At 61.4% G+C, this 12,648-nt stretch carries 11 protein-coding genes and 1 riboswitch; of the genes, 5 read left to right on the top strand and 6 right to left on the bottom strand.

The window, feature by feature from the left end:
* The first annotated feature begins 5 nt into the window (after nt 1-5).
* Nucleotides 6-1,421 carry a glycosyltransferase family 4 protein gene (locus WC698_05610; protein MFA6039708.1) on the top strand — a complete coding sequence of 472 codons (1,416 nt, stop codon included), beginning with the start codon at nt 6-8 and terminating at the stop codon, nt 1,419-1,421.
* Between the two features lie 72 nt (nt 1,422-1,493).
* Nucleotides 1,494-4,028, top strand: a complete 2,535-nt coding sequence (locus WC698_05605) for an N-acetylmuramoyl-L-alanine amidase (GenBank protein ID MFA6039707.1) — start codon at nt 1,494-1,496, stop codon at nt 4,026-4,028.
* A 74-nt stretch (nt 4,029-4,102) separates the two neighbouring features.
* On the opposite strand, the gene WC698_05600 is transcribed toward WC698_05605, so the two are convergent.
* The 5 genes from WC698_05600 to metK form a co-directional block, all read right to left on the bottom strand.
* The gene (locus WC698_05600; protein MFA6039706.1) at nt 4,103-4,513 is read right to left on the bottom strand and encodes a peptide chain release factor-like protein; all 411 of its coding nucleotides are present in this window, start codon (nt 4,511-4,513) and stop codon (nt 4,103-4,105) included.
* Nucleotides 4,514-4,562: 49 nt separating this feature from the next.
* On the bottom strand, nt 4,563-6,683 hold the full coding sequence (locus WC698_05595) for a hypothetical protein (protein MFA6039705.1): 2,121 nt from the start codon (nt 6,681-6,683) through the stop codon (nt 4,563-4,565).
* On the bottom strand, nt 6,673-6,993 hold the full coding sequence (locus WC698_05590) for a hypothetical protein (GenBank protein ID MFA6039704.1): 321 nt from the start codon (nt 6,991-6,993) through the stop codon (nt 6,673-6,675). The genes WC698_05595 and WC698_05590 overlap by 11 nt, the downstream gene beginning before the upstream one ends.
* 90 nt (nt 6,994-7,083) lie before the next feature.
* The gene (locus tag WC698_05585; protein ID MFA6039703.1) at nt 7,084-7,233 is read right to left on the bottom strand and encodes a hypothetical protein; all 150 of its coding nucleotides are present in this window, start codon (nt 7,231-7,233) and stop codon (nt 7,084-7,086) included.
* The gene (gene metK, locus WC698_05580) at nt 7,230-8,387 is read right to left on the bottom strand and encodes a methionine adenosyltransferase (protein ID MFA6039702.1); all 1,158 of its coding nucleotides are present in this window, start codon (nt 8,385-8,387) and stop codon (nt 7,230-7,232) included. Before metK ends, WC698_05585 begins: the two co-directional genes overlap by 4 nt.
* 226 nt (nt 8,388-8,613) lie before the next feature.
* Nucleotides 8,614-8,719: riboswitch (SAM riboswitch) on the bottom strand.
* A 142-nt stretch (nt 8,720-8,861) separates the two neighbouring features.
* Between metK and WC698_05575 the strand changes: the two genes are divergently transcribed.
* From WC698_05575 to pgl, 3 genes are all read left to right on the top strand, one after another.
* Nucleotides 8,862-9,287: a hypothetical protein gene (locus WC698_05575; protein MFA6039701.1), complete on the top strand. Its 426-nt coding sequence runs from the start codon at nt 8,862-8,864 to the stop codon at nt 9,285-9,287.
* 92 nt (nt 9,288-9,379) lie between these two features.
* Complete coding sequence (locus WC698_05570; protein ID MFA6039700.1) at nt 9,380-10,855, top strand: glucose-6-phosphate dehydrogenase; 1,476 nt, start codon at nt 9,380-9,382, stop codon at nt 10,853-10,855.
* A 194-nt stretch (nt 10,856-11,049) separates the two neighbouring features.
* Nucleotides 11,050-11,763 (top strand): 6-phosphogluconolactonase, encoded by a 714-nt coding sequence (pgl, locus tag WC698_05565; GenBank protein MFA6039699.1) that lies wholly within the window; start codon nt 11,050-11,052, stop codon nt 11,761-11,763.
* 3 nt (nt 11,764-11,766) lie between these two features.
* On the opposite strand, the gene WC698_05560 is transcribed toward pgl, so the two are convergent.
* Entirely contained in the window at nt 11,767-12,165 is a 399-nt protein-coding gene (locus WC698_05560) for a YraN family protein (GenBank protein MFA6039698.1), read from the bottom strand.
* Between the last annotated feature and the right edge of the window lie 483 nt (nt 12,166-12,648).

Genomic DNA, 12,648 nt, shown 5'->3' with positions numbered 1-12,648 from the left:
CCTCGATGAAAATCCTCTTCACCAGATTCCCCTTCGAAAGCCGCCTGAACGGTGGTGCGGAACGGCAGGTGATCACCCTGATGGAAGGCCTCATTGCACGCAATAATGCCGCGGCGTTCGCCGGGAGCTGCAAGGCGCTCCTCACGCTGTGCCGAGAGAGAGGCATCCCTTCCACGGAGCTCATGATCGGACCGCCGCCGGTAACCAAGTGGGACGCCGTGAGCTTCGCGTGGCGCCGCAAGAGCATGCAGCGCACACTCCTCTCCCTCCTGGAAAATTTCCATGATCTCGATGCTGTGGTGATGCTGAGCTTGAGCGAAAAACTCCTCCTCACGGAAGAAGCGGCAAAGAAGGGGATACGCGTTCTATGGATCGAGCACGATCCCGTGGGACGGTGGCTCACGGCCAACCCGTGGCTCCCACTGCTCAAGCGGATGAGCCGACACGCGACGATCGTGACGGTATCGGAGATGAGCAGGGGGGTGTACCTCACGATGGGATTCGATCCGCAGCGCGTGGTGGCGATCCCGAACGGGATTGATTTGAAGAGATTTGAAAGGGAACAAACAACTACAAACAACACACATTCCCCTCTCCCGCCTGCCCACCGAAGCCTTGGCGAAGGTGGGAAGGGGGAGGGGCTAGGGGAGGGGGGAAGAGTGGAACATACAGACAAGGCGCTGCGCATCGGCACCATCGCCCGCCTCGACCGCGAAAAAGGCCTCGACCTCCTCATCACTGCCATACGAGATCTCCCGAACGTCTCCCTCACCATTGTCGGACAGGGAAAGGAACAGCAACACCTTCAAACACTCATTGGGGGGACTCCGTGCGCCATGGGGGGCCCGCCCGTACCGAACGGGTACGTTCGGGCGGGTGAAGGGGAAGGCCCTGCTTCGAAAAGCTTGCCGACGAGTCAGCCCCGAAACCTTGCAGGGGCTGACGAGGAGGCACGGGGCTGGGCGGAGGGGCTTTGGCGCGCGGTGCGCTTTCTTTTGCTTCTTTTCTTTGTCGGGCTGACAAAGAAAAGAAGGGAGCGGCACAAGAGGCAATCGCAGAACGAGACACAGCGAATCCAAATCTTCCCCAATGTCGAGAATCTCGCCTCCTTCTACCGCTCCCTCTCCCTCTTCGTCCTCCCCTCGCGCACCAACGACCCCTTCGGTCTGGTGGCGGCGGAAGCAATGAGCCTGGGCGTTCCGGTGGTGGTGACCGACGCGTGCGGCATCGCTTCCTCCCTTACCAATGGAGAGAACGCCGTCATCGTCCAAGCGGGTGACGTGCGGGCGCTGCGGCAGGGGATCACATCACTTCTTGATCCGGAGAAACGGAAAATGATCGCCGAAAAAGGAAAAACCTTTGCGACAAGTGAATTTTCTGTTCATAGAATGGTGGAACGGTACGAAAATCTCTTGCGGTGACATTTTGAGCTAGCCAAAGCCAAGCAACCCCAGCCCAATCTCTCTTCTTCGACGTATACTCCTCCTCCCGCTATGCGTCGTTCCCTCCTCATTCCTGCGGCATTGGTGCTGCTCGCGCTCTTCCACGGCGCACGAGAGCGGGTCTTCGACCCGCAGATGCGCGAAAGCGCCGCCCTCAGGGAAGAATCCTTCGCGAACCCCGTTGATGCGCTGAGCGTGAGCGGTGACCGTATCGCGGCGGAGGTGAGCGGGTTCGATGGAAAGGAATGGACGGCGTGGGAGACCCTGCAACGGGATGACGAGCAGGATCCGCTCTCTCGGGAATCGAACCTGGTGGTGTTCCCCGCACCCGTCTCCAAGGTCCGCCTGCGCGGGAACACGAATGTGGAATTCCATCCCATCAGCGTCTCGCACGAGCCTTCCCACTACACCGTGGCGGCAAGGGCGAACGTGGCGGAGCCCAGGGTTCTCTCCCGCGAGAACTGGGGCGCGGACGAATCCCTCCTCTACGATGCCCAACCCGTCGCCACTCCTTCCAACGGGAACTCGGACAGCCGCGAAGCGGACAACGGCAACGGCTCCTCGGCCGCCGTCTCCAACCGCGTACGCGATTGCCAGGATGCGCAGCGGCTGTACCCGGAGGAGTTCCGCATCGCGGAGCGCGTAACCAAGGACGGCGCCGGCCGCACGTTCCTGTGGCCGCAGGAGTATTCGCCCTCCGTGCGGTTGATCGTGGTGCACCACACCGCGGGAGCCGTGGGTCCGGATAGCAGGCCGGCCGTGGAGCGGATGCGCGCCATCTACACGTACCATGCCAAGAACCGCGGCTGGGGGGACATCGGGTACCACTACGTGATTGACGAAGCCGGGCAGATCTACCAGGGGCGCGCGGGAGGGGAAGCGGTGATCGGCGGGCACGCCTACTGCAACAACATCAACACTGTGAGCATTGCGCTCATGGGGAATTTTGACGTGGAGCAGCCGCGCCAAGCCCAGGTCCAGAGCCTGCAATGGCTGGCGGATTCGCTGGCGCGCCAGTACGACATCGATCTCAACCGTAACGTGATGTTCCACGGAAAAACCCTCCCCGGCATCACGGGCCACCGCGACCTCCTCGCCACCAGTTGCCCGGGGTACTACCTCAACGGGACCATGGACCAGGTGCGCCTGCACGTGCGTACCGGTGACCTGGAAGCAGCCGTCCGTTTCCCCTCGCCCCCCTCATCGGCTTCGCGCAGTTCCACGCCGTCGTTCACCAAGAAGGCGACTCCCGTGGCCGGACTTACAGCCATGGGAAACACCACCGTTACGGGACGGCCGGGAGGTGAGATCGTGGTGGCCTTGCGCTACCAGGCGGGGGCAAAGCCCGTCCGCAGGGGAGCGAACCTGGGCGCCATCAAGCGGTCCTCCCCGAGCATCGGCGTATGGGTGGCCAAAGGGGAGAGCTACGTGCGTGCGCGCACCGGCCTGCTCGCCCCCGACGCCATCGGCTCCAACCAAACCGCCATCATCCGCGTCAAGATCCAAATCCCCCGCGACCGCGGCGTGCACTCCCTCAAGATCGGGAATGTGTCCTACGCCATCACCACGGAAGGGCGGCGCTTGCCGGCCGCGACGCGCGGGAACACGGCTCCGCAGCAGACCTCGACAACGCGCACGGGGCCCGTCCGCCCCACGCGCTCCAGCAGCAGTTCCGTGGTGGGGACCGATTATCCCGTGCCACAACAACCACAAACACAAACACCCCCCTCTCCCCTCGGGGGAGGAGCCGGGGGTGGGGGTGACTTCATCCGCATCCGTTTGACCGACAAGCGCGAGACCCCCTTGGACACCATGACCGTGGAGTTCCCGGGCGTGGGCCTCGTGAACGGCGCCTCCGTGAACGGCGGCGTAATCACGCTCACGAAGAACGGGGAGAGCTGCACTGCTTCCCGCTACGGCTCAGCTATCACCTCGGGCGTGGTGCGCCTGGACCTGCAAGGCGGCATCCACACCGTGACGAGCATGGCCAAGGCGCAGAACCGCTACCGCGGCGTGCTGGAGTGCCGCGTGGTGGACGGCACCCTCACCTTGATCAACGAGCTGCCGCTGGAGGACTACATGGCGGGGCTTTCGGAGGAGCCGGATACCGAACCCTACGAGAAGCAGAAAGCTTTCGCCGTCGCCGCGCGCACGTACGCCGCGTACTACATGGATGCCGCGCACCGCAAATTCCCCGGCAAACCCTTCGACGGGTCGGATAGCCCCGCGGAGTTCCAGGTGTACGGCGGCGTCGTGTTCGAGCAGGCCAACCCGCGCTGGGTGCAGGCCGTGCACGAGACCAAGGGGGACGTGCTCATGAAGAACGGCCAGGTGCTCCGCGCGCCGTACTTCTCCTCGGATGACGGCAGGACGCGCTCCCCCGCCGAGGCGGGATGGGCGAGCTTCCCTTTCCCGGAAGTCTTCGCCGGCAAACCCGATCCCTGGTGCAGCGGCATGGAGAACCGCGGCCATGGCGTGGGGATGTCCGGCTGCGGGGCGAGGGGACAAGCGTATGAGGGAAAGAAGTATCTGGAGATTTTGGAGTATTACTATCCGAGTACCACCATAACGAGTATTGCGTATTAAATAGTACGTATTACGTATGAAGTATTACGTATTACGTATGGAAAAATGCGGACTACTCGCATACGTAATACGTACTACGAGATACGATCCCCCACATCCTTCCTCAACTCTTTCAATCCACCCCTGAGCTTCTTCTCCTTCAGCATCTTCTCCTTCGCCTTCTTCGACCTCCGCGCCTTCTGCTTCCGAATTTTGTAGATTTCCTGCTGCAGCGCCGATTCCTTCCCCTTCACCTTCTCCTCCAGCTTGAGGATGAGGAGCTTCCACGCATCGATGCGGTTCAAGTGCTGTTCGCGGAACCGCTGGCTCCGCACCACGATGCCGGACGGATGATGGACCAGCTGCACGGTGCTCTCGGTCTTGTTCACTTTCTGGCCGCCGTGCCCTGAGCCGCGTATGAAGTTCTCCTCCACATCCTCGGGACGGATGTTGAGCTCACGCACTTTCTGTTGGTAGTCCGATGGAAGTTCGATGGAGGAGGGCATACGTTGGAAGGATAGCAGCATTATTCATCCCGTCATCGCGCGGGAATGATCATCCTGCAAATTGTTCGTGTTCGTTGAGGATTGCTTGCACTGTTTTCCGCCTATCCTGCCACCAGGCAAGGAGCGGGGAGGATTCGTTGAGCGATGCCTTCGTTGCCAGAAGCGCACTATCGATCACTTTCATCTCTTTTCGCAGCGCCATCATCAGCACATCTCTCGCCAGGCCGCTCGGATCGCTTTCGTATACCTTCTGTGCCTCCGTCGAACGCTCCGTCGCGCTCGTCACTTTCTCCTCCTCTTTTGTTTCGTCTTGTGTCTCCTCTTCCTGCTCCGGCACGGTACCGCCCAGCCTCTTGATATGCGCCCCAACCTCTGCCCTGAGAGCCTCGTAATCTTGCGGTCCCATGAGCGCAACTATTCCCACCGTTATCTTCTGTAAGGGCAGCCGAAGCATTCCGCTTTCCTCAACCTTTTGAATTTCTTCGGGTGACAAACCTTGCATGAGGTGTTGAGCCTCTTTGGCGGACATCACTTCCCAGGAACTGATCAACCCAGTCATATCAGTGGGATTGATCTTCCCCTGTTGGTACTTATCAATATCTTCGTAAGCTTTGGAGTACCCCTGAATAAGTTCCCGTTTTTCGGCCTCTGTGAGCTCATGGAGGACGGGTGTCTGCTGCTCCGGTGTTGCTTCCGCAGAGACATCGGGAGATACCGCAGCCTCTGTGTTCTTCTCTCCCCACAACCCATTCCACCACGTCCCCAACTTCTCCAGGAACGTCGCCAGTGATTCCCCAATGCCCTTCGATGGAGCTTCGGCGATACCTTGTTCCTTCATCTGTTGGAATTCATCCAGCATCGCTGCTGGGCTCGCGCTCTCGGGACGGGAGGGACGATCCGTCGGCATTCCTTCGCCCGGAGGAGCTGCGAAATGTTCCTTGGCCGGCGCTTGTTCCGGCGCCGGTTGCGGCTCCGGCATCACCACCTGCGCGGGATAATCCGCCGCCCGAACCACGAGATGGATAAAGCGCCGCGTTTCATGCGGGGTGCGCGGCGCCGCTTGATTGAGCATGGAATCGGGGACACCCGCCCGGCGGGCGGCGTCCCGCACCTGCGCATCGAGCGCATGGATCTCCTCCCAATCCCCGGCGGTCCAGCGGGACTTGGTTTCCAACCCGCGCAGTCTGCCGATGGGCATGGAGGGCGCCACGAGCCGCGCGATGGTGCGGAGCGTGCGTTCCGGCGTGGAGTAATCGGGAGACCCGTCGGGACCCACGGGGGCGCCGGGACCCGTGCGGGGAGGGGATTTTTCGCGTAAGGGGATCTCAGCCACGCGATGCGGGGGCGCCTCGGTGGAAACGAGCCTCCAGTTGCCGCCGCCTTCGTACGTCTGGATGTAACGGAACCCGTCTTTGGCCCCCGGATGTGACTCCTTCTCGAACCGCGTGCGCGTCTGCCCCACGCGATAACCGAATGCGTCGGGGACGGCGGAGACCGGCACGGGTTGCGCATCGGCCGCCGCCATCACCGGAGCCGCGACAACGTCCGAAGCCGCCGGTATGGCAACCGCCTCGGGTGGAGCGGATAGCGGGGACGGGGGAACATCGAAGGCGGAATGCGCAGCCTCCGGCAAGGGGGCCGTTGCAGGCTGCGGCGGCGTGATGCCGCACTGTTCCTCATACTTCGCCAACATCACATCAACCCGGTCGAGGATCGCTTGCTCCCTTGCACGATACTCTTCGAGTGTCGCCCACACCGCGCCGGAACCGTCGGGAACAACGGATGCCTCAAGGTCCCGCGTGTCGCTCTTATACGCGTCGCTGCTCGCCTCGTACGCCGCTTTCAGTTCACGCGCGAGGTCGTACCTCTGCAGCAGTTCCTTTGCGATGGGATGCAACTCTTCTTTCTTCTCGCGGGCAACGAGGAGGGTGTGTATCACGTGATCCGGATCTTTTTGAAAACGCGGCTCCGCCTGCAGGAGTTCCTCCTTCTTCCCTCGGATTTGCTGCTTGAGCGTCTCCGTGATCGCCCTGCGCCTCGCATCCAGCGCCGCCGCCCTCCGTTGCACCTCCCCCTGCGGAAGTCTCGCCTTTTTCTCCTTGCCCTCGGCCTTCTCCGGTTTCACGGACGTCTCCGGAGCAGCCGGTTTGTGCGGGATTTCAGGAGACATGGGGGGGAGGGGAAAGCTGCGCTTCCATGTTTTTCATCTCTTGTTCGCGTTCCGCATGCTCCTCCCCCTCGCGCCCCAGCCGGGCCATCGCATGTTCCACGCGCACCACCACCCGTTCCGCATGCTCCAAAAAATCCCCGCGCTCCTCCTCCGTTTGCCGCAATTCCCTGTCCATCTCCTGCAGATGCCGCAGGAACTCCAGGCGGTCCGCATCGGAGAGGACTTTGGCCACCGCAAGCGAACGCTGCCGCTGCGCATCGGGGACAAAGAGGCACTCCAGCAAGCCCGTGGAGAATTGCGTAAAATCCATGTGTGTGTTCTATTTAATTATACAATATTTTAAGGTTTTTCTCAACTCGTACCTTTGGGCTTCCTGATGCGCTTTTCTTCTAGCCCATTCTCAAAATTCCTGCTTCCCGGGAATAGAGAAGAATTGTGCTGTTTCAGAAGGGCGCTGGAAGGCTCCGATGAAACCGAAGGGAGCGGCATGCTGCCCATCGGTTTCCTCGGTTTCTTCGGTTTCTTCGGTTTCCTCGGTTTCCTCGGTCACTTCACCGCCTTCAACAACTTCTCCACCCTGTCACACACCTCCCACTTCACGCCCAGGTCTTCCCTCCCCATGTGACCGTACGTGGCGAGCTTGCGGTACTGCGGCTTGAGGAGGTCGAGGTCGCGGATGATGGCCGCGGGGCGCAGGTCGAACACTTGGCCGATGGCCTTCTCCAGCTTGCGGTCGCTGACCTTCCCTGTACCGAAAGTTTCGACGTGGATGGAGACCGGCGCCGCGATGCCGATGGCGTACGCCACCTGCACTTCGCACTTGCGCGCCAGCTTGGCCTTGACCACGTGCTTCGCGATCCAGCGCGCCGCGTAGGCGGCGGAGCGATCCACCTTGCTCGGATCCTTGCCGGAGAAGGCGCCTCCCCCGTGCCGGCTGTACCCGCCGTAGGTGTCCACGATGATCTTGCGTCCCGTGAGCCCGCAGTCCCCGGGGGGGCCGCCGATGACGAAGCGGCCCGTGGGGTTGATGTGAACCTTGGTCTTCTTGTCCATCAGGTCGCCGCACACGGGCTCAATGACGTGCTTGCGGATGTCCTTGCAGATCTGCTTGTGGCTCACGTCCTCCGCATGTTGGGTGGAGACCACGATGCACTCGATCCTCTCGGGGCGGCCGTCATCGCCGTACTGGACCGTGACCTGGCTCTTGCCGTCCGGGCGCAGATACTTCAAACCGTTGCGCTTGCGGACTTGCGCCAGCTTCTTGGTGAGCTTGTGCGCGAGCGAGATGGGCAGCGGCATGAGCTCCTTCGTCTCGTCGCACGCGAACCCGAACATCAGGCCTTGGTCGCCCGCGCCCTGCTCATGCTCCTTGTTCTTGTCGCAGTCCACGCCCATCTGGATGTCCGAGCTCTGCTCGCCCACGGAGACGATGACGGCGCACGCCTTGTGGTCGAAACCGTAGACGGCGTCGTCGTAGCCGATCTCCTCGATGGTCTTGCGCGCGATTTCCGCGATGGGAATGTACCCCTTGGTGCGCATCTCGCCCGCCACGACCACGAGGCCGGTGGTGGCAAGGCACTCGCACGCCACGTGCGCCTGGGGGTCCTTGCGGATGGCGTCGTCCAGGATGGCGTCGCTGATCTGGTCGCAGAGCTTGTCCGGGTGACCCTCGGTCACCGATTCCGACGTAATGTAGTGAGACATACAATGATGGAGAAAGAAAACAGGAAGCGAAGGGTAACCGCGCAACATGTTGCGCGGACGCGGCCGCAGGCCGCGAGAAGGAAGAGAAACAGGTCTGAAGGTAGGAGGCAAAGGCCGACGTAACCTGTTGCGCAGTCGCGGCCGAAGGCCGCAGAAAGGGAAAGAACAAGGACCAGACACCGCTTACAGAACCCGCCTCCCCGTGGAAGAGGAAGCGTAGAGCTGATGCTATCTTCCCCCTTCCGGGGCTGGAGTTGCCACCTTTTTCACGCTGTGAACGGTTGGCGGATGCGTCAACGGGCCAGTTCCCTCTGCATCTCTCTGGATAGGCGGTGATGTAAGAGGATCCTAGCATCATTTTTTGGGGGTGCAAGGGGCGGTTGTCACCCTCTTTTCGGCTAAGGGAAAAGGCAGCGAACGGCTGCATTCCTACGTTCTTGACCGCCTCCGCATCCAAGAGAACAATGCCCTCCTATGCCCAACACCCCTCGTTCATCCCACGAAGAAGATATCCTGGCAGCCATTGCACTGGGCAGCGACGACCTCGATTGCCCGGATTTTCCGCTGTTCGCCCTGGATTCCGGTATCGATGGACAGCAAATCACGGACGGCATGACGATCGATTATCACCTTCACCTTGTCAGTGAACGCTTGCAAGAATTGTCGGATCCGCATGCCACCCTGCAGCAAGCGGACCTTGCGTACATGGATGAGCATATCCGCGTGCTGCAGAACGAGCTGGCGAAGGATGGGAAGATTCTTTTAAGCGGTCCATGTGAGCAAGTGGGATCGCCGGATCAAAAACAACGCCTTCGGGCTATTCTTGATCGTCGCGATGTGATCGCAGAACAGCTGGAGCGCTGCCTCCATTGCCCGCATCGGGAAGGCCATCAGGAATGACATCAGCGGAACGAAAGTTCGAACGTATTGCCGCTCCTCTTTCCGTCCTTCTTCCTTAGGCCTTCGTGCTTCGTGCTCTACAATGGGGGAGCATGCTCGCCGTCACGCATCCCTTCTCCCTCATCCTCTTCGGCGCCTCGGGGAACCTGGCCAAGCTCAAGCTGTACCCCTCGCTCTTCACGCTCGCGCTGCGCAAGAGGCTGCCGAAGGAATACGCGATCGTGGGGTACGCGCGGACGGCGATGGAGAGCGCCTCCTTCCGGACGATGGTAGGGGAATCCATCGTGCGCGACATGCCGGAGGTGAAGGAGGAAGCCGTGCGGGAGTTCCTCACCCACTGCCACTACGTCGCGGGGCAGTACGACGGCGAGGAGGATATGCGGAAGCTCCGGGGAACGCTCACGGAATTGGAGGAGGGTTGGCAAGCCCCCGTGCGCCTTGCGTACCTCTCTGTACCGCCGCAGGTGATTCCCGCCATCGCCCGAAACCTGTGCGCCGCGGAAATTCCCACGCCGGGGAAGTTCCGCTGCATCGTGGAGAAGCCTGTGGGGCATGACCGCGAGAGCTTTGAGGAAATCGAGAAGCTCCTCACCCGCTGCTTCCCGGCCGATGACGTGTACTTCCTGGACCACTACCTGGGGAAGGAGGCCGTGCGCAACATCTACTACCTGCGCTACGCCAACCCCCTCCTCGAGCGCCTCTTCAAGAACATGCTCATCAAGTTCGTGGAGGTGACGGCGTCGGAGACGCTGGGCATCGAAGGGCGTGCGGGATACTTCGAACACACGGGCGCCTTTCGCGATATGTTCCAAAGCCACCTGCTGGAGATGTGCTCGCTCCTCACCATGTCGCTGCACGAGAGCGACGCGGAGATCCCTTCCGTCCGCCTCCAAGCGCTGCGGGAGCTGTACCTCCCACCCGCGAAGAAGCTGGAGGACATCGCGCTGCAGGGGCAGTACGCGGCGGGATCCATCGGCGAAGAGCGCGCCAAAGGGTACCGGGAGGAGGAAGGGGCGGACCCGCAATCCCGCACGAACACGTACGCGGCGGTCAAGCTCCTCAGCCGCGATCCGCGCTGGCAGGGAGTGCCGTTCTACGTGCGCTCGGGGAAGAGGCTCCGCAAGAAGGAGACGCGCATCTCCCTGGTGTTCCGGGGGCATCAGGAGTCGGGGGAGGGCGGACGGCCCCGCGGGGACCGCGCCGCGCCGCGGGGGGAGGCGCCCAACCGCTTGGACATCATCGCGCAGGGGGAGGCGGGCATGCGCATCCACCTGCAGACCAAGGTGGGCGGCTCCGACGTGAGCTTCCGTCCACTCGTCTTGACGGACCCTCTCGTGTGCACGGGCGATTGCCTCCCCGAGTACGGCCTCCTCTTGCTGGAAGCCATCAACGGCATCAAGACCTGGTTCCTCTCGCCGGAGGAGATCCGCGCCGCCTGGCAGCTCACCGATCCTCTGCAATCACATTTTGACCATCCGGACACGCCGCTGTACTTCTACCCTGCCGGTTCCCACGGCCCCGTGGAAGCGGATGCGTGGATAGGGAAGGATGGGGTGGGGTGGCTGTGAAAGGCTCGGCGTTTTTTCCGTGTATCGATCCTTTGGGAAGGATGCCGTGATTCCGACGATGCCGAGAAAATGCGGCTTTTCTTCGCTCTACGCTCCTGGAAAACATTCCTCGGAATCCTCGGCAACGTCGGAATCCTCCCACCCTATCCCATCAGTGACATCCGGGTTTCCCCGTGCTACCATCCTCCGTCCCTATGCAATGCGAACTCCTGGAAGCAGAGACGCACGACAAGTTCGTCAAGCAGGCCGCCGATGTGCTGGAAAAGCAGATCGGAAGCGTGCTCGCCAAGGCGGGCCGCTGTGTCATGGGCCTCTCCGGAGGGAAGACGCCCCTCCCCGTGTACGCCGCCCTCGCGGAGCGCCCGCTGGAATGGCAGAACGTGTGGGTGTTCTTGGTGGATGAGCGGTACGTCTCCCCCGACCGCGAGGAGAGCAATCGGCGCGCCATCGAGGAATCGCTCCTCAAGAAGGTGGGGCACCCCACGGAGCAATTCCTGGCGCCCGACACGTGGAAGGCGCTCCCGGAGTGCGTGAACGGGTACGAGAACGCGCTCAAGGAGCTCTTCGCCAAAGGCCAGCCCGACATCATCACACTGGGGATGGGGGAGGACGGCCACATCGCTTCGCTCTTCCCGCCGCTTCCGCCGGAAGCCTTCGAACCCTCGCGGCTCGCCATCGCCACGCACAACGGGAACGACGCCGTCCCCGACCGCATCAGCGTGACCATCCCCGTGCTCACGAGCGCGGCCATGCCCCTCTTCCTGTTGGAGGGAAGATTGAAGAAGCGCACGTGGGCCAAGGTGCTGGAGAGCGGCCTGAACACGCGCGAATGGCCGGCGCACGCCGTAATGGCCACGGAGAGGGCGGTGGTGGTTGCGGGGTGGGCCTCGGCAGAGGAAGGAACATGACACTCATCGTTCCCTCCGCCCACGCGCGTTGATGCCTTTAGTATGCTGCGTGACGCGGCCGCCTTCCACGCATACCAGATCAACACGATACCCGCCCTGGTAATCCTCCTGCGCCACCCACCGCCGCGCCGCGCGAAGCATGTTTTGGCGCTTGCGATAATGCGCCCCGAGCCGCGCGGGGAATACGTCACTCGGCTCCCGGCGCGTCTTCACCTCCACGAAGACGAGGACATCATCCACCGGTTCTCGGGCAATGAGATCAATCTCATCCCTGCGCCCCACACGGACATTCCGGGCTTGGATGTCCCAGCCGAGACAGTGGAGGTGGTGTTCCACAATGTCTTCGCCCTCGCGCCCGAGGAGGAGGTGGGAGGCCGATGAAGGAGGGGAAGAAGGTTCCATACGAGAGGGAATCCGAAGAAACCAAGGAAACCGAAGGCTTACGTAACAAGAGAAGATCGGAGACGGGTGAGGAGAAAACTCACACGTTGAATATGATTATCTTCTGCCGTGAATTGTTCCGGGGATAGGTAGCACAAGTCACGTGCAAGCCTGCATTGATAATGGAGCTCCTCAAGCGAGCAATGGGAAGTTTCGTAATAATGCGCTTTCTCTTTCCATGATCGCTTGCCATTCCCTTCGGCGATATTCATTGGAACGCTATAGCTCGACCGTCGCATCTGACTGGTGAGACCGAACCGCTCGTCCGGAGGAAATGATTTCGTGCATTTGTAGATAGAAAGACAGAGTTTATGTGCTTCCTGCCAAGCGATGATGTTCTCAAAGGGGCGCTTGTGACTCATGCCATAACCCTATTCCCCTTCGGTTTCTTCGGATGCCTCGGTTTCTTCGGTTTCTTTGACCCCTTCTGAATATAGCCCTTCC

The organism is Candidatus Peribacteraceae bacterium (assembly GCA_041661065.1).
Classification (GTDB): domain Bacteria; phylum Patescibacteriota; class Gracilibacteria; order Peribacterales; family Peribacteraceae; genus CAIKAD01.
Note: the sequence above shows the minus strand (reverse complement) of the source record. Positions and strands in the feature narration are given on the sequence as shown.

Excerpts from the sequence above, each read along its gene's own strand:
- metK (MFA6039702.1), bottom strand. The coding sequence starts at position 8,387 with ATGTCTCACTACATTACGTCGGAATCGGTGACCGAGGGTCACCCGGAC.
- WC698_05605 (MFA6039707.1), top strand. The coding sequence starts at position 1,494 with ATGCGTCGTTCCCTCCTCATTCCTGCGGCATTGGTGCTGCTCGCGCTC.
- WC698_05610 (MFA6039708.1), top strand. The coding sequence starts at position 6 with ATGAAAATCCTCTTCACCAGATTCCCCTTCGAAAGCCGCCTGAACGGT.
- WC698_05570 (MFA6039700.1), top strand. The coding sequence starts at position 9,380 with ATGCTCGCCGTCACGCATCCCTTCTCCCTCATCCTCTTCGGCGCCTCG.
- pgl (MFA6039699.1), top strand. The coding sequence starts at position 11,050 with ATGCAATGCGAACTCCTGGAAGCAGAGACGCACGACAAGTTCGTCAAG.
- WC698_05595 (MFA6039705.1), bottom strand. The coding sequence starts at position 6,683 with ATGTCTCCTGAAATCCCGCACAAACCGGCTGCTCCGGAGACGTCCGTG.
- WC698_05560 (MFA6039698.1), bottom strand. The coding sequence starts at position 12,165 with ATGGAACCTTCTTCCCCTCCTTCATCGGCCTCCCACCTCCTCCTCGGG.
- WC698_05590 (MFA6039704.1), bottom strand. The coding sequence starts at position 6,993 with ATGGATTTTACGCAATTCTCCACGGGCTTGCTGGAGTGCCTCTTTGTC.
- WC698_05600 (MFA6039706.1), bottom strand. The coding sequence starts at position 4,513 with ATGCCCTCCTCCATCGAACTTCCATCGGACTACCAACAGAAAGTGCGT.
- WC698_05575 (MFA6039701.1), top strand. The coding sequence starts at position 8,862 with ATGCCCAACACCCCTCGTTCATCCCACGAAGAAGATATCCTGGCAGCC.